Source organism: Bacillus sp. FSL K6-1106, from assembly GCF_038005245.1.
Taxonomy (GTDB): domain Bacteria; phylum Bacillota; class Bacilli; order Bacillales; family Bacillaceae; genus Bacillus; species Bacillus altitudinis.
This window is the reverse complement of record NZ_JBBOSV010000001.1, coordinates 201,323-225,217: the sequence shown is the minus strand read 5'-3', so window position 1 is coordinate 225,217 and position 23,895 is coordinate 201,323. Positions and strand designations below refer to the sequence as shown.

Sequence of the window (23,895 nt, the reverse complement as noted above, 5' to 3'; positions counted from 1 at the left end):
TTTAATTTCCCCGCTTTCTATAGATCGTAATGCCAGTCATTCCGTACATTTCCTGCCTTGAGATATGCAGCTGTCCTGCTTCCTCTGGCAGTGTCACATCTTTATCATGCTCACACACAATGACGCCATCATCTGCTAATAAGGAATGCTCATCAATCGTATCAAGAAGTGCTTTCAACTTTTGATCTTTATACGGCGGATCAAGGAAGATGGCTTGAAAAGATTCTTCTCGCTTCACTACAGCGGCGAGTGCACGGTTTGCATCATTTCGAAACACTTCACTTTGATCCATCAGCGACAATTGATTCAAGTTGCCTTTAATCGTCTGAATCGCCTTCATATCTCGATCCACAAATATACAATGATCGAATCCTCTAGAAAGCGCTTCAATACCTAAACCACCACTTCCAGCAAATAAATCAAGGGCCCATCCCCCATTAAAATACGGTCCAATCATATTAAAAATGGATTCTTTTACTTTATCTGTTGTTGGTCTTGTTGATTGGCCAGGTACCGCTTTAAGTGTACGGCCTTTTTTTGTTCCAGAAATCACTCTCATTTTTCCACCACTTTTTCTGCTTGCATCTATTGAATATTATTTGATGACAAAAAATTCAACATTATCTTACCATATCCACTCCACATGGGACAATGCACTGAATTCCATTCATTTTCTATGTATAGATCACAAAAGAGAGGGTCATACTACTGTTAACAGCATCTGATGTGGTGCTGTTGCCAACCGCGGAGAAGACTTACGTTTCCCCATAAGTTCTTCCTCCGGTTTCTCCTCTCCCTTTGCCTTCTCCTTAATGAATCATTAAGAATAGAAGGACCCCGCGGGTGATGCCGCGGGGATTTTTTTGTGTCTTTAAAAGCCCACCTTATAATCATACTCTTTTGCTTTGTCCAATTTCGATTCGTACTCTAATTTAATAAAAGGTTTATAGGAAGGCTCAACACGTTTTACAAATGGCAATGAACTGAGCTTTGCCATGTGGCGCTCAAGATCATTCATATCACAATAAATCACTGCATATTTCATTTTCCTTGAAATATAGTGAACATTCCCAAATTTCCTTAGCGCTTTTGACTGCTTTAACGAATGCAGCCAAACGACCATCCCTTGACGTTTGGTATCCATCTTTTCACCTGCCGCTTTTCAATTCTTTCCGTTCATTATGTAAAAGACGAGACGTTCAAGTCTCGTCAAGATACTTTACAGCCACAGCTGCCTCCTGATCCACAGCCACCGCCGCATGATGATAGACCATCAAAATATGGGTTCCCTGTTGGAACTTTAATATATGCTGATACAGCTTGACCGATTTCAATACTAATCTCATCTAAGATGGATTGAATCGCTGTTTCTGCTTTTTTGAAATCAACCACTGTATCGTGAAGATCTAGCTTTCTTTTGACCTCACGCATTTCTTTTGAGATCGTTCTATAGTCCGGATGGTATTTGCCGAACCGCTGCACATCTTCATATTGCTCTTTTACTTTTGTAAAATGGGCAATAATTTGTTGGGCTTCTTCGTCTTGCTGGAGACGCTTAAAGCAGTTGCGGTAATGTTCAGCCTCCTCCGACTGAAGAATCATGGCAGCCAATTGATTTGCTTCCTCTTGGAGCTCCACAGATTCGATTGTCGCATACATAAATGTTGCACCTCCAATTCATAGTTTACCACGAAACCTATGGATCAGAAAATGCTTTTACGTGACAAATACATCCCACGTCTCTCTTTTCTGCTTATATTCAGGGTGACGAGAATTTAGCACAACGGTCATTTTATGCTTTCCTTTTGAAAGGTGCTTGACCACAAACGCCGCAGTATACTCATTGCCTGCCCGTTTCCCGTCTACATACACTGTAAAATATCCCGCCTTCTTATCCTTTTTCAAGGGTGAAGGTTCAAGGTGAAAATCTTGAAGTGTACTTTCTATATACACAACAGATCCCTGCACTTTGTATTTTAAAAAGCCTTGCTGCTTCATTTCACTTTGCGTCTGTTGCATGACTGGTACTGCTGGTTCTTGCCTAGTTACTTGCTCTTGATCATGTTGACTTTGACATCCGGTGAGAAGAAAAAGCAATGCGCATATTGACAGCATCCATTTCATGTTCTGATTCTCCTTTCGTCTACTTTCATAGGATGCTCATGAAATAGACATCTTAATCAACTCAAAAAAAGCCTCACCCGGCTCCATTTTGATTGCGCATTGCTTGGAACATCTGGATCATCATTTCAGCCATTTGGACACTATTGCTCAACTGGCTCACACGATGAGGAATGGTTTTTTCGTAAAAGTTCATTTTATCTAATTCAAACGAAGTGACATTTTCAGGATGCCGCGTTAACTGTCTATACCAGAGTGGGCGCTGCCTGATGAATTTGATTCGATCCTCTTCGGCCATGACAAACTCTTGTACTTCTCTCCGCACCAAAAGCATCCCCTTTCAATTAATCTTTCCTGAAGGAGAATGGGTGCTGGCTGCCTCCAGATGAACCCTTCTTTGAGCCATTTGATGAAAATTGACCGAGTAAGCTTTGTAAAGAGGAAATAGACTGGCTCATTTTATTAATTTGTTCATTCATTTGATCAGCGTCCATTTTTTTCACTGCAGAAACCATTTTAGACATAAAATCTGCTTTTCCCGGTTCACTTTGCTTAGCGGCTTTTTCTTCTTTTGCTTCTTCCGTTTGTGTTTGCCGGTAAGGAGACCACATGTCATCTTCCTCACCAAACATGACCCAATTCTCGTATAAACTTTGCCAGCTTTTTTCTTGCGTCTGCACTTCTTGAATTAATTTCGGATGGCGTCTGACGAACTGTTTAAATTCATCAATGGATGTTTGCTTTTGCTTATTTGTCATATCCTCACCCCCCATACAAATGCCTACTATACTATATACATCTGGGTCTATTTTGGTGAGCCCTTTTCATAAAAAAACAGCCGCCATCTGTGCGCAGCTGTTTAGAGGATTAAGACGTTTTCTTAATGAAGTTTTGTGTATAATACTTTTCTTTCACACCAACGCCAAGGTGCGTGTAATCTTGATTTAACAATGCCTTCCGGTGACCTTCGCTATTCAGCCAGCCTTCTACAGCTGCAGGGCCATCAACATAATTATACGCAATGTTTTCCCCCGCAAGCTGAAATGCGACCTCGCCTCTTTCTAACCGGTCTTTCAGCGTGCCATATTTTTTAGATTCATGGGAGAAATAATGATGATCCTTCATGTCCTCACTATGCATGAATGCCACTTCAGAGGTTTCATCGTCCCACTTTAAGGTCGGCAGTTTGTACTTATGGCGGATAATATTGGTCATATCAAAAATTTGTTTTTGACTCGACGCTTCAATATCCTTCCACTTTTCGCCTGATATCGCCTCAGGTTCAATTAATTGACCTCGATAAACGACTTCATACGGCTTTTGTTTGACAAATGTATCTGCATTAAAGGCTCGAATGCTCGAAAGAGTGCTTTCAAACTTATCCATGTAGAGCTGGACATACACATCATCTCCCACTTTCACCGTCGGCCTGGTATTCATATCATCTTCTGAGAATTCAAAGCGATATGAATTTCCCTCGTCCTCTACATGAATGTAAGGAGCGATTTGTGTTTTTTTAAATACTTCACTTGTGGCTTGACCGATTTTAAACGGCTCAACATTCAGCCCATCCCCTGTCGCAAACAAGGTCACCACTTTACTGTCCTTTACCCCTACTTGAATATAGTGCTTCTTCGATTGATTGTATATCCACCAGTCATAATCATATGCGGAAGGATCAATGCGATCTGGTTCCCCTAGCTGTTTAAGCACTTCGTTTGAAGACTTCCCCATAAAGGACATGAGACCTTTTTTCGGAATGTTGATCGGCTTATCGCTAGATGTTTCTTCATTAGACACCTTCGGCTCATTGCTGTTTTCTTTTTCTGGTGAAGATCCATATTGAATAAACAGAACGTACGTTCCAGATATAATCAGGAGGATGAAGAGTGTTTTCAGCACAGTTTTCAAATAAACACCTCCGTTAAATTGGCAAGGTACAAAAAGTACCTTCTACTGTCATTTAAACAAAACTTGCTCCATTTATCAACGACAATACAGCCTATTTAACACGAATTTAAAATATGCCCCTCCTAATGAAGAAATCCTTGGCCATGATCCTGGTCTTGTTGAGAGATTTCCGTCAGGGCATCACCTGCACGATCGTTTGATAAATCTTCAACTGATAAATCCCCAAGGGCTACGATTCCTGTGAGTGCCCCGTTTTTGACAACCGGGATACGGCGGAGCTGATGTTCTGACATCAACCTGACAATTTCTTCTAGGGTTGCATCTTCTTCAGCTGTCAAAACTTCCTTTGTCATGATGGCACCAACCTCTTGTGAGTTCGGCTTTTTCTCAGCAATACCTCTAAGTACAAGGTCGCGGTCTGTGACAATACCAACAAGCTGATCTCCGTCGACTACTGGAATGGCACCAATGTCATTATCTTTCATTTTGACTGCCGCTTCATACGCATTGTCGTCCTTTTGCAACGTCACTACTTTTTTCGTCATGATATCTTTGATTTTTTTCGTTTTCACGTTGATTCCTCCATCCGTTATTTTCTTTATTACTGTAACCAGCTTATAAAAGAACATACCCTTCACAGTTGAAAGTTTAACGCTTTCATACTATGATTGTCAGTAAAGGGAATTTTTATAAGGAGGGGTTTTGGGTGAAGTTTGAAGGTACGGGGATTGAAAAGGTATCAGCTGACTTAAATAAATTGGATTTCATTATGGAAAGTGAAGGATTTGTACGAGCCGATCAATGGGATTATGAGCGTGTGACGTACGACAGGAAGTATAACATGGTAGAGGGGACGTTTTACTTACGGATCTCTGGCTACGCCACTGAGGGAGATGTCGGCTCCAAAAAAGCCCACATCCAGCTGCTGACACCTTTACTTGGAAAGCACTATTATCCGCATGGTGTTGAATATGGAGAAGGCGAAGATTTCCCTAAATCTCTTATTCAATCCAGCAAAAAAACGCTGAACCAATTGAAAGAAAAACTAGAAGCGATAACTGCTGAAGCATAAAAGAAGCACAGCCCCTACGGCTGTGCTTTCAGCGTGTAGACAAACCCTCGCATTCGTTGTCAGTCCTGTGCGCTGGTGCTCACGAATGCCAAATTCGCTCCGCTCCAGTGCTCGTCCTTCCTAGGACTGCAAAGGTTTTCTATCACGCTGAAAAAAAGAAGACAAAGGGCTAAAATAAAGTTCATTTTAGCCCTTTGCCAACAATCTGGAAGCACAGCCCTACGGCTGTGCTTTTCATTTATTCATATTTCGGAATGAGCGCATCTGGTACGGCATCTTTCGCTCTTTCTTTTCTCGCCCAGTCAAAGAAGACAACAGCAAGAATCGATCCGTATACAATCTCCTGAATGATTTTCATCAAAATAGCACCTAGCTGCTGATCTTCTAGCAGCGGCAATGTATGAAACATGTCAGGTCCCGTAAGCGCAAGACCTGCAAGCATATCACTCGGTACACATAGGTGCAGTGCTTGTATCCATGCGCCGGCATCTGAATAAGTGGCATAGATAGGCGCTTCACTAAACATAATGAGTGCGCAGGCAGGTGTCATTAAAATCCCATCTGCCATAATATATCCAAGCTTTAAAATGCCTGTAATCTGCGGCTGACTTTGCACTTTATGGACAAGCGGCCACCACATGAAAAAGGCAGCGATAAAAATGACAACCGTCATCAATGCGTGATAAAACGGATCTGTTTTGACAAAATCGAACACAAGCGGAATATGATACAGCGAAAACAACCCGTTAAAACCGAGTAAGGCAATCAACGGCTTAGAAAACAAGCGGAAAATCGGCTGAATACCCCGTGTTTGAATGATCCGCTCCCAAATCGCCGCAGGTAAACCTGTAATAAGAAGGGGCGGGATGACCAAATAGAGCACTGCCATTTGCGCCATATGCGCACTGAACATAATATGCCCCATTAAATCAATCGGGCTCCCCTTCACTGCATAAAGCAACACAAGCCCCGTGAGAAACAGCGTTTTCTCTTTCACCGTCGCACGGTGCTTACCCTTCGTCACGAGAAGCAGATAAAAAGCGGCTGCTGCTACAATACATGTCAAATAGTAAGGACTCCATAATGCACGAAATCCAAATATCTCTAAGTTTTCCATTGCTGCGCCTCCTTCAAGGGCAAAGCGAGCTTACCACCAAATAATGGTCAAAAAGGCTAAAACGGTAATAAACGCGACAAACACACCTGAGTAAAGAAACAACGCGGGTGTTTCATGCCCTTTTTGGTTCATGTGCATAAAATAATAAAGCTGAAAAGCGACCTGAATCACTGCAAGCAGTAAAATAAAAGGGACAGCGAACCAATTTCCGACGTCTTCAGAGGCGATTGTTAAAAAGGCAACAAACGTTAAACCAATCATCAAGCCGAAAGAAATGAGCTGATGCTTCATTTCTTCGGCATTTTTCTTTTTCCGATAGACAAGATCGACTTTGGACTGATTTGTGTTTTTATTTCCCATTCTTATCCCACCATTCCCATTAAATATACAACGGTAAAGATGAAGACCCACACAACATCAATGAAGTGCCAATAAAGGCTTGCCACATAATATTTTGGTGCATTGTATAAATCGAGTCCGCGTCTCATATTCCGAATCATCAGAGCGGTGATCCAGCAAAGTCCAAATGCGACGTGAGCCCCGTGTGTTCCAACAAGCGTATAGAAGGAAGAGCCAAGTGCAGAGCTCGTAATGGTAAATTCATACGCATGCACATAATGATAAAACTCATAAATTTCTACCCCTAAAAATCCAGCACCTAAAAGAACGGTTACACCTAACCAAAGCTGCATTTTTTTAAAGGCAAAGTTTTTCATATGATACATAGCATACACACTCGTTAAACTGCTCGTTAACAGAAGCATTGTGGCAATAAAGACAAGTGTGAGGTCAAACATTTCAGTTGTTGTTGCGCCGCCTGCATTTGAATTTTTCAGCGCCAAATAAGTGGCAAACAAAGATGCAAACAGGACCGTTTCTCCCCCAAGAAACAACCAGAACCCGACGAACTTATTCTTTCCTTCTAACGTGGCTTTCTCAGGAGAAGCCGGAAAGGTTTCCACTGTCATTTTTTGTGGTTCCATTATGCTTTCACCCCTTTGTCATCGTCATCCGTCAAATCTTCTTTGTGAATATGGTATCCATGATCATCTTTAAGAGAGCGAACGAGCATGGTCGCAAACGTGATGCCAAGACCAATGAAAATCACCGGTAGACCCCAGCTGTGTTCTTGACGATACATAAAACCAAACGCTGACACAAATAGACCGAATGAGATAATGATAGGCAAGATGGAATTATTCGGCATGTGAATATCATCGAGCGGTTCAGATGCTGTCATTCCTTTTTTACCATCCATTTTCTCAATCCATAATGGATCAAGTCCCCGCACAAGAGGCAGCTGCTTAAAGTTATATTCTGGCGGAGGTGAAGATACTGCCCATTCAAGCGTTCTTCCATCTCCCCAAGGATCGCCCGATACACGCTCCCCTTTTGCTGTCGTCCAGATGATATTAATCAGCATGATGACAACTGCTACAAACATGAACAGTGCCCCAATCGTACTCACCAAGTTCCCAAGGTCTAGACCCTGACCTGGCAAGAATGTAAAGACTCGGCGCGGCATGCCCCAAAGACCGAGAAAATGCTGGATAAAGAACGTTAAATGGAAACCGACGAAAAACAGCACAAAGCCAATTTTCCCAAGCTTCTCATTCAGTATTTTCCCAAACATCTTCGGCCACCAATAATGCACACCAGCTAAAATACCGAAGACCACACCACCGATAATGACATAGTGGAAATGCGCCACAACGAAGTACGTGTCATGGAACTGATAATCCGCTGCTGCTGCTGCAAGCATGACGCCGGTTACACCGCCAAGTAAGAATGACGGAATGAACGCAACGGAATATAGCATCGGCGTTGTAAACTTCACATTACCGCCCCATATGGTGAGCAACCAGTTAAATACTTTAATTCCAGTTGGCACCGCAATCGCCATTGTGGCTACGGCAAAGATCGCATTGGCAATTGGACCAAGTCCTGTTGTGAACATGTGATGCGCCCACACCATGAATCCAAGGAAACCAATTAATACAGTCGCAAACACCATGGACGAATAACCAAACAATCTTTTTCTTGCAAACACCGGAATGATCTCAGAGAAAATCCCAAATGCCGGCAAAATCAAGATATACACTTCTGGGTGTCCAAAAATCCAGAACAAATGCTCCCAGATGATTGTATTTCCTCCGAGCTCTGGATTAAAAAAGCTCGTATCAAACATTCGATCAAGCATCAGCATCGCAAGCCCTGCTGTCAGCGGCGGGAATGCGAATAAAATTAGTGCAGATGCCACAAACGTCGTCCAGGTAAAGAGTGGCATTCTCATATACGTCATACCTGGTGCTCTCATATTAATAATCGTTGCAAGAAAGTTGATTCCGGCAATTAGCGTACCAATACCCGCTATCTGCAACCCTAAAATATAGAAATCCATGCCGTGCCCTTCTGAATTCAGCGTGAGCGACGCATAGGCAGTCCAGCCTGCATCAGGTGCTCCGCCCATAAACCATCCAAGGTTTAAGAAAATACCTCCGAAAAAGAACAGCCAAAAACCAAGTGAATTCACAAATGGAAACGCTACGTCACGTGCACCAATTTGAATGGGTACAACCGCATTCATTAATGCAAATAAAAGCGGCATTGCTGCAAGGAAAATCATCGTTGTTCCATGCATAGTCATGACTTCATTGTAAAACCCTGCACTCACAAAATCATTTTCAGGGATGGCTAGCTGAATACGGATAATCATCGCTTCCAGGCCACCAATTAAAAAGAAAAATCCCCCTGCCACTAAATATAGTATGGCAATTTTTTTGTGGTCAACCGTCGTTAAGTAATCCCATAAGACAGCGCCAAACCCCCGCTTTTTAGCTATTGTACTCACCATGAAATCCCCCTCTTATCTCCCATTTGCCCCTTTTCATATCAATGTCTATCTTCACGCTCTAAAAACAGACTATATCTGACAGATGACTTATTCTTGGATGTAGAGACTTATTCGGGAGCTCTTAACAAAAACTTCACATAGATCGTATACCCTTTTGAATGTGCGCAACTTCAAGCTGCTCAAGGCATTTACTGTATTTTAAGACCTTTTAAATACTCGTAGAGTGCGTCTGCTTCTGAGTCATTTAGTTTAGGGTACGTCCCTGTCATCTTATTACCTGGTTTAAAGCTCTCTGGATCTTTCAGCCATGCTTTGACATTTTCTTTGTTCATGTCTTTAATTCCAGCTACTTTTGTCCGCTCTCCGAAGGTTGCAAGGTTTGGTGCAGTCCTTGCCGCCTCTGGCCGTTCATCTCCAGGCTCTACCGCATGACAGCTTAAACAGTTTTTCTCTTTAAAGAGTTTTTCACCCTCAAGGGCTAGATCTGACGTAGATGCAGGCTTCTTATAATCTGTCATCTTTTTCGTCCAGCCTAAAAACTCATCTTGAGAAAGCGTTTTAACTTTAAAGTCCATTAAAGCATGTGATGGACCACAAAGCTCTGCACATTTCCCATAGAAATATTCTCCAGCATCTTTCGTTCGTTTTGAGTCAAACGTTAAATAAAACTTGTTCTCGTTGTCTGTATTTGTATCAATTTTACCCCCAGCTGATGGAATCCAGAATGAGTGTTTCACATCAGATGCTTTCAGCTTAAAATAAACCTTTTGATCAGTTGGAACAATCAATTCCTGACTTGTCACAATCCCATAATCAGGGTATTCAAATTCCCACCAATATAAGCTGGCTCTTACATTCACTACAAGTGTCTTTTCAGGATCTCGTTTTTTCTTATCCATGGCGCTTGTATCCCCTAGCTCAAGCGTGTATGCCACAACAGGTACAACGAGAATAATGAGTAGAAGTATCGGAATCGCTGTCCACGTAATTTCGAGGTTACGGTTCCCTTCTACCTGTTTAGGAATCGTATCTTCTCCCACTTTAGAACGTTTGAATTTAATGATGACGTAAAAGAAAATGATCGATACAACAATAACGACAAGAACCATAATAAGTGTACTCAGTACCGTTAGGAAAAACTGTTTATCTGCTACTTCCCCAACTGGCTTGAGTGTTGATAAGTATGGTTCACCGCAGCCCGCCAAAACGAGCGTCAGTAAGAGAAACAGTGAATAAACACGCCATTTTCTTATCATAATTTGTCCCAACCCCTTTTGCTTGATCTCCTTTGCCTTTCGCTTTTACCTCTTATTTATAAAATCACCTTTCACCCATCCATAACCCCCGCCTCTTATAAAAGCACTTACATTTCCTCTTTTCATAAAAAAATGATGTTTTTACTCAAAATACCATCTATGTATAAACAGAAAGCCGCCTAAATAGAACTGAATATCAGGCGGCTTTCATAGTTGTAAGAAAATGTTGTGTTATAAGATATAGCCATTGTTTTGATGTGATCAAAGTGTATTTCACTCTAGAATAGTGTAATAATAATCATCGCAACGAAAAAGATCGTTAAGTAGTTTAATGAATAAACGAACATGAGTGTTGACCACTTCATGATATCTTTCATTTTAAAGCCCATAAGCCCAATGACGAGCCATCCAATGTTCAGCAATGTGCCAAGTGCGACAATCGGCCATCCTAATCCACCTAAGAAAAATGGAAGCGGAAGAAGACATGCTGTCCAAATGATGATTTGGCGTTTTGTGACTTCAAAGCCGTAAACAACTGGCAGCATTGGAATACCTGCTTTGCGGTAATCTTCCGTTTTCTTAATCGCAAGTGATAAGAAATGCGGAATTTGCCAGATGAACATAATCATAAACAGGACCCAAGCCGTTGTGTCGATGGTGCCTGTAACAGCTGTCCAGCCAATTAATGGCGGAACCGCACCAGATACACTCCCAATGACTGTATTAATGGTGTAATGACGTTTAGACCACATCGTGTATAGAACTGCATAAGTAAAGACACCGATAAATCCAATCACTGCTGATGTAACAGTTGTCATCAGAAGCATAATCAGTCCAAGTACAACAAGCAGAATACCAAATGCATACGCTTGACCTGGCTGAACTTTACCTGTCACCGTCGGTCTTGTTTTTGTTCTTTCCATTAGTATATCAATATCACGGTCAAACGCATTATTAATGGCGCATGAACCGGCAATAATAAGAGAAGAACCAATCATTGTTAACAGCACAATATCAAGATTCCCAAGGAAACTCATATCTGTAAAATAAAAAGCAAGCCACATTCCAGTAAATGTTGTAATGAAATTGGAATTGACGATGCCCATTTTAATAAGAGCAAGAAAATCTTTTAAAGCGGTTGTTTCTTCTATTTGTCCATGAATAGCTGCTTCCGCGGCTGTTTTGGAATTTGCCAATGTGTATAACCTCCCTTGCCCAAACCTTCAAACGAACGAATAAAACGTAAAATCGTTACAACTCTATCATACAAGATAAAGAGCTGTAAAAAAACATCCTATTAAATAATAAACGACAAACTTGAAGTTATTTGTGAACTTTTCGTGAATTTATTAGGATGTGCGTTTCAGAAGGCGGTGCAAAATGAAATATTCTCTCCTCTATTTCTATCAGACTGTCAAAGAAAGATCAAGCACTCTAAATCTGTAAACTTTGTGAACTAACATATCATTTTTTTGTGAACTTTGGTCATTATGAATTGCAACAGAACACGCATTTGGCTTAAACTTGAGAGCATGTGAGGTTTTCATTTAGATCAGAAGTTATTTAGAGAAGGTGAAATCATTTGATGAAATTTGCTTTAAGGTTATTGAGCGTTGTCACAACATTTGTGATGCTGATCGTTCTGATTGGCGGTGCGCTTGTGACGAAAACTGGCTCCGGTCTTGGCTGCGGCAGACAGTGGCCCCTTTGCCACGGTCGTTTCTTTCCAGAAATGAACCCTGCTTCCATTATCGAATGGAGCCACCGCATGTCAACAGGAGTTTCCACCATTCTTGTATTGGCACTGGCGGTCTTATGCTGGAAAAAAATCAGTCCAGTATTCCGTGAAACCAAGTTTTTGGTCATCATGTCCATTATATTCTTACTGCTTCAAGCACTGTTAGGGGCACTCGCCGTTGTGTTTGGTTCTAACGCACTTGTCATGGCACTGCACTTCGGTATTTCACTGATTTCTTTTGCTTCCGTTTTACTGCTGGCACTGCTTGTGTTTGAAGCCACCAGATCTGAAACAAAGCTTGTGAAGCCGCTTCATATCGGCAAAAGAATGCAGTTCCATATTTATGGGTTGATCACATATACGTATATTGTGGTGTATACGGGCGCCTATGTGAGACATACAAAATCAAGTCTTGCATGCTCTGTCTTCCCATTTTGTTCAAAAGACGGCGCACTTCCAGCGTATTTTAATCAATGGGTTCAAATGTCTCACCGAGCAGCAGCCCTTCTTTTATTCGTCTGGATATTTGTTGCGATGTTCCATGCCCTTAAACATTATAAAGAACAAAAGCAGCTGTATTATGGATGGATCATTTCAGCCATTCTGATTACACTTCAAGCGATCTCTGGTGTCATGTCTGTTTATTCTCAGCTCGCACTCGGTTATGCGCTTGCTCATTCATTCTTTATTTCTTGTTTGTTTGGGGTACTATGCTACTTCTGCTTACTCATTGCCCGGTTTAAATATGAAAATAGAGAGCCTTTCAGATAAACATACAATCCCCCTTTCATCCGAAAAGGGGGATTTCTTTTATGTTTGTTTCGCTTCTTCAAATAGCGAAATGGCCTTTTTTCGTCTTTCTTGATGATCGACTGTAGGCAGAGGATATGTATCCCCCAACACACATCCCGATTTCATTTGCTCATCTATCGGCATTTTACTCGGTTCATGAATCCATTTTTCATTCACATGCTTTAGTTCTGGTACATACCTTCTAATATATTCTCCGCTTGGATCAAATCGTTTCGACTGGGTCGTTGGGTTAAAAATACGGAAGTAAGGAACAGCATCCGTTCCGACAGAGGCTGCCCACTGAAATCCTCCAATATTCGAAGCCTCATCATAGTCGACAAGTTTTCTCGCAAAATACGCCTCGCCCATTCTCCAATCGATGAGATAATCTTTTGTCAGAAATGAAGCCGTCACCATTCTCAAACGGTTATGCATCCAGCCTTCTTCATTTAACTGTCTCATCCCAGCGTCAACGAGCGGGAAGCCTGTTTGTCCTTTACACCAAGCTTCAAAAAGTGTCTGATCATCATTCCATTTTATATGTTGAAAGGAGGAGTTGATTTCTTTTTCTTTCATCTCTGGATAATGCGCAAAGATCATATGATAAAAATCACGCCACGCTAGCTCTTTCATAAATGTTTCCTTGCCCTTATCTTCAAAAAGTTCTTCCTCATTGACCGCATGAAAGATTGTGCGAATAGAAATGGTTCCGGTTTTTAAGAACCGAGACAGCTTGCTCGTCCCAAAAACAGACGGAATATCTCGTTTCTCGTGATAATGCGTCAATCTTTCTTGAATAAAGCCGCCTAGCGTGCTCATCGCTTTGTCTGATCCAATCTGATCGAATTTCCTTGTACATTTCTTGATGATGTCCCTTAGTTTCTCATCTCCCTTTTCAGAAAGTGACTCATCACAAATCGTATGCTTGCTGCTCAGAAATGATTTGTCAACTTTTATCACAGACTGCTTCTCCTGCTTCCTCCACGCTTGATAGTATGGAGTAAACACTTGATAATGAGAACCATCCGCTTTTAAAATATCTCTCGCCCCATGCAGATGCGTATCTTGCCACTTTGACACATGAATGCCCTTTTCTTCTAAGAAACGGGTCACTTGCTCATCACGTGTTTGACCATTTCCTACTTCGTCTTCATTAAAAAAGACCGCATTGATGTCATAAGCATTCATGAGCTTTTGAAAAGCGGACAAAATATCATCATGAATGAGATGAACATACATGTGAGATTCTCTCGCTTCCTTGACGAAATTGGCCAAGTTTTGAAAGAAATGTTCGTTGTTCAAATCCAGTTCCATTTCTGTAAAAAACGGATCTAGATGATAAAAAGCAAATAATCGGTACTGATGTTTTTTTGCATATGTGATCGCTTTTGATAAGGCGATATGATCATCCAATCGCATATCTCGGCGAAACCAAATCACGACAATTTCCACTCTTTCTTCACCTCATTCTATAGTGTAATCACTCTAGCGGGCGGCTGCACATTTTAATGCGCTCAAAAAAAGACACATCGCAGGGGATGTGTCTTGGATTGTTGACAAAGGGCTAAAATGCTCTTTATTTTAGCCCTTTGTCTTCTTTTCAGCGTGATAGAAAGCCCTTGAAGTCTAGGAAGAACGAGTACTGGAGCGGAGCGAATGTGACATTCGTGAGCGCCAGCACGCAGGACTGACAAAGAATGCAAGGGTTTGTCTATACGCTGAGACACATCGCAGGGGATGTGTCTCACTCATTATTCAGGCTTTAAGACAATCAACAGATCTCCAGTTTGAATCCCTTCTCCATTCGTGACATGAATTTCATCCACGACTGCCGAGAACGGTGCTTGTACCGTCGTTTCCATTTTCATCGCTTCATTGATCATCAAATGCTCACCTTGGGAAATTTTCTGTCCTTTTTCAACAAGTACTTTGATGACAGTGCCTGGCATTGATGCCGCAATGTGATTTGGATTTGAGCGATCTGCCTTCATTTTTTCTTGAACGGAGGATTTGATGCTTTCATCCTTAATGACCACTTCACGCGGCTGTCCATTCAGTTCAAAGTAAAGCACTCTTGTAGCGTCCGGATTCGGTTCTCCAATGGACACGAGTTTGACAATGAGGGTTTTCCCTTTTTCAATTTCTACCTCAATTTCTTCACCAAGTCTCATCCCGTAGAAGAAGGTTGGTGTGTCAAGAACAGAGATATCTCCATAGCTTTCTGCTGTTTGAACAAATTCAGAAAAGACTTTCGGGTATAAAGCATATGCAATGGCATCTTGTTCTGTCAACGTCAGATCATGTGATTCTTTGAACTGCTTTTTGATCTCTTCAAAGTCCACAGGCTTCAGTTTCTCACCCGGTCTGACAGTAAGCGGCTCCTCCCCTTTTAAAATCAGCTTTTGCAGCTTTTCTGGGAATCCGCCATGAGGCTGCCCTAAATAACCTTTAAACAATTCAACAACCGAATCTGGGAAATCCAGTGTTGCTCCTTTTTCATAAACATCCTCTTCTGTCAGATCGTTTTGCACCATATAAAGTGCCATATCTCCGACCACTTTAGAAGACGGTGTCACTTTCACAATGTCACCAAACATGTCATTTACACGTCTGTACATTTCTTTTACTTCATTCCAGCGTTCGCCAAGGCCGACACCTTTCGCCTGCTGCTGCAGGTTACTATACTGACCGCCAGGCATTTCATGCTCATAAATTTCTGTATGCGGTGAATTCATTCCGCTTTCAAACTCATGGTAATATTTTCTGACGGAATCCCAATATTGAGAAAGACGTTCAACCGCTTGAACATTCATTTCTGGCTTTCTTTCATGTCCGTCTAAAGCATAATATAATGAGCTCGCACTTGGCTGTGATGTGAGACCCGCCATAGAGCTGACTGCAACATCAACAATATCAACACCTGCATCAATCGCTCTTGCATAGGTGAAGAGTCCATTTCCACTCGTATCGTGTGTATGAAGATGGATTGGAATCGTGAGCTCGTCTTTTAGAGCCGATACAAGCTCATAAGCCGCTTGCGGTTTTAATAATCCCGCCATATCTTTAATGCCTAAAATATGAGCGCCTGCGGATTCAAGCTCCTTCGCAAGAGAGACATAATATTTCAAATCATATTTCGGACGTGATGGATCAAGAATATCACCTGTATAACAAATCGCTGCCTCTGCCACTTTGCCGGATTCACGAACAGAATCAATGGCAAGCGTCATACCTTTGACCCAGTTTAGACTGTCGAAAATACGGAAAACGTCAATGCCTGCCTCTGCCGATTCCTTTACAAATGCTTTAATCACATTATCCGCATAGTTTGTATATCCGACAGCGTTTGAAGATCTTAATAGCATTTGGAACAAAGTGTTTGGCACTTCTTGACGAAGCTCTTTCAATCTTTCCCAAGGATCTTCTTTCAAGAAACGATATGCCACATCAAATGTAGCACCGCCCCACATTTCCATACTGAATAACTCTGGCCATAAGCCTGCTGTTGGCTGCGCAACTTTCTTTAAGTCGTGCGTTCTAAAGCGTGTTGCAAGCAGCGATTGATGTGCGTCTCTAAAGGTTGTATCTGTTAAGAGTACACCGCTTTGTTCTTTCACCCAATTGGCGAGTCCCTCAGGTCCATGCTTGTCTAACAATTGTTTTGTTCCAGAAGGAATCGTTTCATGGACAGCAAGTTTCGGCACATTTGGTTGATCAAAATGAGGCTTCTTATTTTCCGAAATACCAGGGAACCCATTAATGGTAACGTTACCAATATAAGTAAGCATTTTCGTTCCGCGGTCTTTTTGCTTAGGGAAGTTAAATAGCTCAGGTGTTGAATCAATAAACGATGTATCATATTCCCCTCTTAGAAACTTCTCGTGCTTTGCGACGTTTTCAAGAAACGGGATATTTGTTTTAATGCCGCGAATCCTGAATTCTTGTAAATTTCGGACCATTTTAGCCGCAGCTTGATCAAATGTAAGTGCCCAAGTTGACAGCTTGACCAACAGTGAATCGTAATAAGGTGTAATCACCGCACCTTGGAAGCTGTTCCCTGTATCAAGACGTACACCAAAACCACCGCCTGAACGGTAAGCCATGATTTTTCCTGTATCTGGCATAAAATCATTCAAAGGATCTTCTGTTGTGACCCTTGATTGAATGGCAAATCCATGTGTAAAGATATCTTCTTGTTTTGGTATCCCTACTTCTTTGCTGTGAAGGTCATGTCCTTTTGCGACAAGAATTTGGGTTTGGACGATATCGACACCTGTGATCATTTCTGTGATCGTGTGTTCCACCTGGACCCTAGGATTGACTTCAATAAAATAAAACTCGCCATTTGCCACTAGGAATTCTACAGTCCCTGCATTGATATACGATACATTCTGGGCCAGCTGAACAGCCGCTTCACAGATGTCTTCACGTAATTGATTAGAAAGAGACACACTTGGTGCAACCTCAATGACTTTTTGATGACGCCTTTGAACAGAGCAGTCACGCTCGTATAAATGAATGATATTGCCGTGATTGTCTCCAATCACCTGCACTTCAATATGTTTCGGATTTTCAATCAGCTTTTCAACATATACTTCGTCATTTCCAAAAGCCGCTTTCGCCTCTGACTTTGCACGGTCATAGGCTTCGTTCAGCTCCTCTTTTGATCTGACAATCCGCATACCTCGGCCGCCGCCTCCAAGTGAAGCTTTAATAATAAACGGGTAACCGTATTCTTCACCGAATTTTTCGACTTCTTTGACCGAATCAACTGGCCCGTCACTTCCTGGAATGACTGGAATTCCAGCTTTTTTCGCTTCATCTCTCGCTTTTACTTTATCTCCAAACATATCTAAATGTTGAGAAGTTGGGCCGATGAATTGGATGCCTTCCTCTTCGCATCGTCTTGCAAAATGAATGTTTTCAGATAAAAATCCGTATCCTGGATGAATCGCATCCACGTCATTTCGTTTTGCAATTTCGATGATCCCCTCGATATCAAGGTAGGCATCAATCGGCTTTTTCCCTTCTCCAACTAGATATGCTTCATCGGCTTTATAGCGATGATAAGAGCCCGAGTCTTCTTTGGAGTAAATGGCCACTGTACGTAAGTTGAGCTCCGTACAGGCCCTAAAGACTCTGATAGCGATTTCCCCTCTGTTTGCAACTAGAACCTTTTGAATTGTTCTCTGTGACATTCTCACTCCTCCATATCCCTTAAAATTTTATATGTACTCTATAATAAAGGAAGAAATGAAAACTGTACACTTTTGTTTTCTAAAGATTCAAAGTTTTCTGCAATCCATTTTTTTGAATCGATGGTTTGCTGATTGATTTTTTCTTTTTATAACGCTCTTTATATTCAGTAAACATGCTGATATTCAGCAATATTCCCATACATCCACTCAGTAAAATGATAGAGGATCCCCCGTAGCTGATAAACGGAAGTGTGACCCCAGTGATCGGAATGAGACCTGAAACACCGCCCAAATTAATACACGTTTGGATGGCAATCATTGAAGAAATTCCTATTGCAAGCAAACTTCCAAACGGATCTTCACACTTTCTCGCAATGTAAAAACCTTTCACGACAATAAAGCCAAGGAGAGCAAGGACAAAAAATACACCGAAAAAACCAAGCTCTTCCGAGATAATTGCCATGATAAAATCTGTATGAGGTTCTGGAAGGTATCCATACTTTTGTACACTCTCTCCGAGACCAAGCCCAAAAAAGCCGCCTGATCCAATCGCATAATATGAATTAATCAATTGATGCCCAGAAGCGCCTGCGTCTTTAAATGGATCTTGGAAACTCTCAAAACGTCCAAGACGATTCTGCGTGAAAATTTTATCCCAAAAAAGAATAATAAACGGTGTCACAACAACCATCACCGCACTAAATAATGCGAGCAGCTTGGCCAGCGTTTTACCGCTAAACCCTGAGCATAAAATCATCGCAAGGGCAATCATACCAATGATAAAAGCTGTCCCATAGTCTGGCTGCAAAATAATAAATCCGCATAGGATGGAGACAACCACAATTGGAGGTGTAACCCCTCTTAAAATATGGTCAATATAATGCTGCTTCTTTGCATAGACAGCAGCAAGATAAATGATGACAACGATCTTAACGAATTCTGCTGGCTGAAGACTAAAAGGCCCAAATTTGATCCAGCTTCTAGCATTCCCTGCAATGTGACCGCCAAAATACACATAAATGAGAGAAAACACAGATAGCAAAAGCATCACAATTTGGAATCTTTTATTTAAGAGCAGCTGATACGGAATGAGGGCTGTAAAAATCAAGATGACCGCCCCGACAATCATAAATAAAAGCTGTTTCTTGAAAAAATTATCTGGCGCAGCATCATATCTGATCACAGATGTAATCATACTTGAGCTATACACCATCACCAAGCCGAATGCGCTAATTAATATAATGGCGAACAATAATGAGTAGTCATACGATTTTAGCATTCTCTTTAACATATAATCCTCTTCCTAACGTCTATTTCTATCGCTTGATATTCTCTTCTCTTAGCTGTTCTTATTCTACTACATTTTCTCCGTTTGATCCCGTTTTACCTCTTTATATTGTTCGTCTTTCATGAGACAATCAAGTCCGTTTGGCATCAATCAAAATAAAAAGGCGGACAAAAAAACTCAAACTTATGTTGTGGAAGTTTGAGTTTTCAATCATTATTTTTTTGTGAACGCATCATGAAGTGCGGATAGTTCTCTCTCAAGTTTATCGAGTAGTTTTTTGCCTTCATGTTGATCAACTAATCCAAGCCGGACAGCGAAATCAATTTCTCTCGATAATCCGAACATTTGAGTATCTAAAACCTCTTCATAAAGAGGACATTGCGGCATCGTTAAGTTGTCCATTTGCACTTGGATCAATTTTAAAATTTTATCTGCATCCAATTTTAATAAAGCCAGTGCTTTTTGCCGATGATCGACTAAAATTTCTGACGCCAAAAGTATCCCTCCGTTCCCCAGGCGAGTACCTAATTCTTCTATTTATCATAAAGCGAAACGCCCAAAATTGCAAGCAGATTTGTACAGTTCGCTCTGTAAAAATAAAAAGAAGCCATTCGTCATTAAAAGATACTCATCTCATATTTTTCACTCATGAGTTCAAGCAGCTTAATACCCGCAATACTATTCCCTTTTTCATCCAAAGCAGGCCCAAATATACCTATCCCAAAGTCGTATGGCGCCGCCCCCATAATTCCGCCTGAAACACCACTTTTAGCAGGGATTCCGATATTGATCGCAAATTCCCCGCTCGCATTGTACATACCGCATGTGACCATAAACGTTTTACAAATTCTAGCAACATCTTTCGAAAGGATTTGCTTTCCTGTCTCCGGATGCCTGCCATCTAATGAAAAAACACACGCGATCTTCGCCAAATCCAGGCTATTCATCATGACGGCGCACTGCTTCGTATAGACATCCATCACCTCTTCTACATTCCCTTTAATGATATGATATTGCTTCATATAATAGCACATTGCGCGGTTAATCATTGATGTTTCAAATTCGGATGCAGCGGTTTCTTTGCAATATGTAATGGTGGTGTCATTGGCAAGCTCTCTAATAAAACCAAGCAGCCGGTTCAGCTGATCTTGCGGCGTTGCCCCTCTTATTAAACTTGTAACGGCAAGTGCTCCTGCATTAATCATTGGATTAAGCGGCTTATTGGGGCTTGCAGTCTCTAGTTTAATCATCGAATTAAACGGGTCGCCAGTCGGTTCTTGTCCAACATATTGAAACACTTTTTTCGGTCCTTCTTCTGAGAGCACGAGCGCCAGGGCTAATACTTTTGAAATACTTTGCAGGGTGAATCGTTTATCAACATCTCCCGCTGAGTGGCACGTATTACTCACATGATAAACAGCGACAGATAAATCCGATTGATCCGCTTTACCGAGTGCCGGAATATAGGATGCTACCTTTCCATTTTTGGCCACCTTTTTTGCCTCTTCTACAAATCGCTGAAGCTCTTCATTGTCACGACATGCCATGCCCAAAATCCTCCCTATTTTTCGTCTAATCATAGTGTGTACAAGGAGGTGCATGTTTATGAAAGTGACAAAGCGGGCGAAAACTTCTATAATTTATGTTGGAAAGGGGTTGTCTTGAACATGAGCATTATTCAAATCAAGGGGAACGTACAATACAAGATCACCATTGATCCGAGTGTATGGATTTTTGATGACCGTAAATTTTTAATGGATTCATTTTTTGAGAAAAGTGCAGCAAACGAAGAGCAGCAGCTAGATCAGGAACTCGATCAAGAGCGGGTCATAAGAGAAGGTCAAACACTTCCACCCACATTAAAAACAGAGAAAAAGTACGAAAAAGAAAGACTTGTCACAGGCAGCTTCGGGATGAAACTTGGCGACATGATAAAAAATGCAGAACCGCTCGAACAAGCGGAGACGTGTGAATTTGTCACAGAAACAGAAACAATTGCTGTTCCGCTCTCTAAGGCGATGGATAGCATTGCCCATTTCAGCCAAAATGGAAAGCCTATAACAGAAGAAGGACCAATCCACGTATATTTCGAGGATCAGTCCAACATCACTCATCCGATTAAAGGCGTCAAAGAGTTAATCATTACATAAGATGACGGGTCTGGACTATAATAAATCAGCTGCAAGCTGTGCAAGTCCAGACCTTTCTCCTTTGACAAGCTTGACATGTCCAGATATTTGCTGCCCTTTGAAACGCTCAATGACATATGTGAGCCCATTATTTAAGCTGTCTAAATAAGGGTGATCAATCTGCTCTGGGTCTCCCATCAGCACAATTTTACTTCCCTCACCAACCCGCGTTAATAATGTTTTCACTTCGTGTTTTGTTAAATTTTGCGCCTCATCGATAATGATAAATTGATCAGGGATACTTCTCCCGCGAATATACGTTAAAGCTTCCACTTGAATTGAACCGATGCCCGCTAGTATCGCATCGAGTTCACCAGGTTTTTTTGTGTTAAATAAAAATTCTAGGTTGTCATAAATCGGCTGCATCCACGGTCTGAGCTTCTCTTCTTTTTCGCCTGGCAAATACCCTAAGTCCTTACCGACAGGAACAATAGAGCGGGCCACGATGAGCTTTTTAAACATGCCGAGGTCCTCTGTCTGCATTAATCCAGCAGCAAGTGCAAGCAGTGTCTTTCCTGTTCCCGCTTTTCCGATAAGTGTCACAAGCGGAATATCGCGGCGTAAAAGTAACTCAAGCGCCATCGTTTGCTGGACATTTTTTGGGCGAATTCCCCAAATATGTTCTTGGTCATAAATAAGCCGTTTCACATGCTCTGCTTTTTGATCAAGCATCCCCAAAGCAGAACCACCCTCATTTCCCTTCATAATAACAAATTGATGAGGGTTTAATGGCGTTTGGGTGACGTCTTTTATCGGTAACTGATTTTGCTTATAAAATGTATTCAGCTGCTCAGTCGGAATATAGAGCTCGAGATAGCCGTTATCAATGTCTTCATTTTGTAGCACTCGATCGCTTAAGAAATCCTCTGCTTGCAGACCAATGGCATCCGCCTTTACTCGCACTAGGACATCTTTGCTGACCAAAATAACAGGCCGGCCATCCGGTTTTGTTTCTTCCTCTAAGCTCAAATTCTTCGCAACAGCCAAAATCCGGTTATCGTTTGTTTTTTCGATGAAAATTTCTTGAAGTTCATGGAAAGAGCGATGATTCAGCTCAATACGCAGCGTTCCTTTTGACTCCAGCGTAATTTTTTCATGCAGTTTCCCTTTCGATCTCAACCCGTCGATTAAACGTGAGACACGTCGTGCATTTTGCCCAACCTCGTCCATATATCTCTTCTTCGAGTCTACTTCTTCTAACACTACGGCCGGAATCACGACCTCGTTGTCTTCAAATGAAAAGATTGAATTCGGATCCTGTAATAACACATTTGTGTCTAATACATAAATTTTACTCAGGTCCTTCGCCTCCTGATCGGGGTTTCATTCATCCTTGTCTTTCCAAAAACGATTGTTAAAATATATGTTTTCATGAATAAAGTTAGAAGGTTAATTCAACAATAAAATAAATCATGCAGTTTGTGAAGGAGGGAATACACATGCGACTATTTTTGACGTTATTCATGGTTCAAACCATTCTTTTATTAGGCGCTTGCCAGCATCAAGAGAAGCCTTTGGCACAAGAACATCAAGACGGAAACAAGCATTTAGTAAGAGTATCAGACTCATCCAAGAAAAACACTGACAAAGCCCGCCCATCAACAGATGTGGCAAAGCACCTAGTGAATGTGACTGAGCATGTAGCAGATGTAAATGACGCAACAGCGATCGTCATCGGCAAGTATGCTGTCGTCGGCATTGATGTAAAAGATGATTTAGATAGAAGCAAAGTTGAAACCATTAAATATTCAGTCGCCAAAGCTCTGAAAAATGACCCAGAAGGTGCGAATGCTGTTGTCGTCGCTGATCCAGATACAGTGAGCCGTTTAAAGGAAATGGGCAAAGAAATACAAGCTGGCAGGCCAGTAAGCGGAATTATGGACGAACTAGCAGCTATTGTGGGCCGTGTTATGCCAGAAATGCCTCGAAATGAAATCGACCGTAACGAAATAGATCCGACAAATGATCCGAACCATCAGCTCAAACAACAAGATCAAAAGCAATTAGAAAAAAACCAAAATGATCAATCAAACCATCATATGAATCAGAAGAAATAATGAGAACGGCTTATATCTATTGTGATATAAGCATCAGATTGTTGACAAAGGGCTAAAATGAACTTTATTTTGGCTCTTTGTCTTCTTTTCAGCGTGATAGAAAACCTTTGCAGCCCTAGGAAGGACGAGCATCGGCGCGGAGTGAATTTGACATTCGTGAGCACCGAAGCGCAGGACTGACACCGAATGCGAGGGTTTGTCTACACGCTGCGGCTTATATCTCTTGTGATATAAGCCTTTTTTATGCTGATTTTAAGTGGCTCAAAAAACATGCTATAATGAAGGCATGACCAAAGTGAGGT

Annotated in this window: 24 protein-coding genes; 4 read left to right on the top strand and 20 right to left on the bottom strand. The window is 41.5% G+C overall.

Annotation, left to right across the window (positions count from 1 at the left end):
* Position 1: 1 nt before the first annotated feature.
* The 8 genes from rsmD to MHI20_RS01170 form a co-directional block, all read right to left on the bottom strand.
* Positions 2–559 (bottom strand): 16S rRNA (guanine(966)-N(2))-methyltransferase RsmD, encoded by a 558-nt coding sequence (rsmD, locus tag MHI20_RS01205; protein ID WP_340936347.1) that lies wholly within the window; start codon positions 557–559, stop codon positions 2–4.
* 312 nt (positions 560–871) lie between these two features.
* Positions 872–1,144: a YlbG family protein gene (locus MHI20_RS01200; RefSeq protein ID WP_008345023.1), complete on the bottom strand. Its 273-nt coding sequence runs from the start codon at positions 1,142–1,144 to the stop codon at positions 872–874.
* A 65-nt stretch (positions 1,145–1,209) separates the two neighbouring features.
* Positions 1,210–1,659, bottom strand: a complete 450-nt coding sequence (locus MHI20_RS01195) for a YlbF family regulator (protein ID WP_007499807.1) — start codon at positions 1,657–1,659, stop codon at positions 1,210–1,212.
* A 57-nt stretch (positions 1,660–1,716) separates the two neighbouring features.
* Positions 1,717–2,124, bottom strand: a complete 408-nt coding sequence (locus MHI20_RS01190) for a hypothetical protein (protein ID WP_007499810.1) — start codon at positions 2,122–2,124, stop codon at positions 1,717–1,719.
* A gap of 73 nt (positions 2,125–2,197) precedes the next feature.
* Positions 2,198–2,446, bottom strand: a complete 249-nt coding sequence (locus tag MHI20_RS01185) for a YlbE-like family protein (RefSeq protein ID WP_017359376.1) — start codon at positions 2,444–2,446, stop codon at positions 2,198–2,200.
* 19 nt (positions 2,447–2,465) lie between these two features.
* Positions 2,466–2,879: a YlbD family protein gene (locus tag MHI20_RS01180; protein WP_024720298.1), complete on the bottom strand. Its 414-nt coding sequence runs from the start codon at positions 2,877–2,879 to the stop codon at positions 2,466–2,468.
* A gap of 109 nt (positions 2,880–2,988) precedes the next feature.
* Entirely contained in the window at positions 2,989–4,032 is a 1,044-nt protein-coding gene (locus MHI20_RS01175; protein ID WP_008345031.1) for a CAP domain-containing protein, read from the bottom strand.
* A gap of 122 nt (positions 4,033–4,154) precedes the next feature.
* A complete protein-coding gene (locus MHI20_RS01170; RefSeq protein ID WP_205474900.1) occupies positions 4,155–4,577 on the bottom strand; it encodes a CBS domain-containing protein in 423 nt (140 codons plus the stop codon).
* A 161-nt stretch (positions 4,578–4,738) separates the two neighbouring features.
* Between MHI20_RS01170 and MHI20_RS01165 the strand changes: the two genes are divergently transcribed.
* On the top strand, positions 4,739–5,104 hold the full coding sequence (locus tag MHI20_RS01165) for a YugN family protein (RefSeq protein WP_008345035.1): 366 nt from the start codon (positions 4,739–4,741) through the stop codon (positions 5,102–5,104).
* A gap of 238 nt (positions 5,105–5,342) precedes the next feature.
* On the opposite strand, the gene ctaG is transcribed toward MHI20_RS01165, so the two are convergent.
* The 6 genes from ctaG to cyoE form a co-directional block, all read right to left on the bottom strand.
* Positions 5,343–6,221, bottom strand: a complete 879-nt coding sequence (ctaG, locus tag MHI20_RS01160; protein ID WP_017367183.1) for a cytochrome c oxidase assembly factor CtaG — start codon at positions 6,219–6,221, stop codon at positions 5,343–5,345.
* A 30-nt stretch (positions 6,222–6,251) separates the two neighbouring features.
* The gene (ctaF, locus tag MHI20_RS01155) at positions 6,252–6,581 is read right to left on the bottom strand and encodes a cytochrome c oxidase subunit IVB (protein ID WP_003211520.1); all 330 of its coding nucleotides are present in this window, start codon (positions 6,579–6,581) and stop codon (positions 6,252–6,254) included.
* Positions 6,582–6,583: 2 nt separating this feature from the next.
* Positions 6,584–7,204, bottom strand: a complete 621-nt coding sequence (gene ctaE / locus MHI20_RS01150; RefSeq protein ID WP_412055227.1) for a cytochrome c oxidase subunit III — start codon at positions 7,202–7,204, stop codon at positions 6,584–6,586.
* Positions 7,204–9,075 carry a cytochrome c oxidase subunit I gene (gene ctaD, locus MHI20_RS01145; protein WP_007499823.1) on the bottom strand — a complete coding sequence of 624 codons (1,872 nt, stop codon included), beginning with the start codon at positions 9,073–9,075 and terminating at the stop codon, positions 7,204–7,206. The genes ctaE and ctaD overlap by 1 nt, the downstream gene beginning before the upstream one ends.
* A 188-nt stretch (positions 9,076–9,263) precedes the next feature.
* The gene (gene coxB, locus MHI20_RS01140; protein ID WP_039168612.1) at positions 9,264–10,331 is read right to left on the bottom strand and encodes a cytochrome c oxidase subunit II; all 1,068 of its coding nucleotides are present in this window, start codon (positions 10,329–10,331) and stop codon (positions 9,264–9,266) included.
* 278 nt (positions 10,332–10,609) lie between these two features.
* Complete coding sequence (gene cyoE, locus MHI20_RS01135) at positions 10,610–11,527, bottom strand: heme o synthase (protein WP_007499825.1); 918 nt, start codon at positions 11,525–11,527, stop codon at positions 10,610–10,612.
* A gap of 389 nt (positions 11,528–11,916) precedes the next feature.
* On the opposite strand from cyoE, the gene MHI20_RS01130 reads away from it, so the two are divergent.
* On the top strand, positions 11,917–12,840 hold the full coding sequence (locus MHI20_RS01130) for a COX15/CtaA family protein (RefSeq protein WP_024720295.1): 924 nt from the start codon (positions 11,917–11,919) through the stop codon (positions 12,838–12,840).
* 39 nt (positions 12,841–12,879) lie between these two features.
* Here MHI20_RS01130 and MHI20_RS01125 read toward each other — a convergent pair whose 3' ends face one another.
* The 5 genes from MHI20_RS01125 to glsA form a co-directional block, all read right to left on the bottom strand.
* A complete protein-coding gene (locus MHI20_RS01125; protein ID WP_340936337.1) occupies positions 12,880–14,313 on the bottom strand; it encodes a cryptochrome/photolyase family protein in 1,434 nt (477 codons plus the stop codon).
* A 299-nt stretch (positions 14,314–14,612) separates the two neighbouring features.
* A complete protein-coding gene (pyc, locus tag MHI20_RS01120) occupies positions 14,613–18,059 on the bottom strand; it encodes a pyruvate carboxylase (protein WP_041092203.1) in 3,447 nt (1,148 codons plus the stop codon).
* A gap of 79 nt (positions 18,060–18,138) precedes the next feature.
* Positions 18,139–19,350: a putative lipid II flippase FtsW gene (gene ftsW / locus MHI20_RS01115; protein ID WP_008345051.1), complete on the bottom strand. Its 1,212-nt coding sequence runs from the start codon at positions 19,348–19,350 to the stop codon at positions 18,139–18,141.
* Between the two features lie 210 nt (positions 19,351–19,560).
* Positions 19,561–19,842 carry a YlaN family protein gene (locus tag MHI20_RS01110; protein WP_003212509.1) on the bottom strand — a complete coding sequence of 94 codons (282 nt, stop codon included), beginning with the start codon at positions 19,840–19,842 and terminating at the stop codon, positions 19,561–19,563.
* Between the two features lie 122 nt (positions 19,843–19,964).
* Positions 19,965–20,894 carry a glutaminase A gene (gene glsA, locus MHI20_RS01105; protein WP_019743436.1) on the bottom strand — a complete coding sequence of 310 codons (930 nt, stop codon included), beginning with the start codon at positions 20,892–20,894 and terminating at the stop codon, positions 19,965–19,967.
* 120 nt (positions 20,895–21,014) lie between these two features.
* Here glsA and MHI20_RS01100 point away from each other — a divergent pair, with 120 nt between their 5' ends.
* On the top strand, positions 21,015–21,497 hold the full coding sequence (locus MHI20_RS01100; protein ID WP_340936334.1) for a peptidyl-prolyl cis-trans isomerase: 483 nt from the start codon (positions 21,015–21,017) through the stop codon (positions 21,495–21,497).
* 15 nt (positions 21,498–21,512) lie between these two features.
* On the opposite strand, the gene MHI20_RS01095 is transcribed toward MHI20_RS01100, so the two are convergent.
* Entirely contained in the window at positions 21,513–22,835 is a 1,323-nt protein-coding gene (locus MHI20_RS01095; RefSeq protein ID WP_340939186.1) for a PhoH family protein, read from the bottom strand.
* A gap of 140 nt (positions 22,836–22,975) precedes the next feature.
* On the opposite strand from MHI20_RS01095, the gene MHI20_RS01090 reads away from it, so the two are divergent.
* A complete protein-coding gene (locus MHI20_RS01090) occupies positions 22,976–23,593 on the top strand; it encodes a YhcN/YlaJ family sporulation lipoprotein (protein ID WP_039168625.1) in 618 nt (205 codons plus the stop codon).
* Positions 23,594–23,895 lie beyond the last annotated feature (302 nt).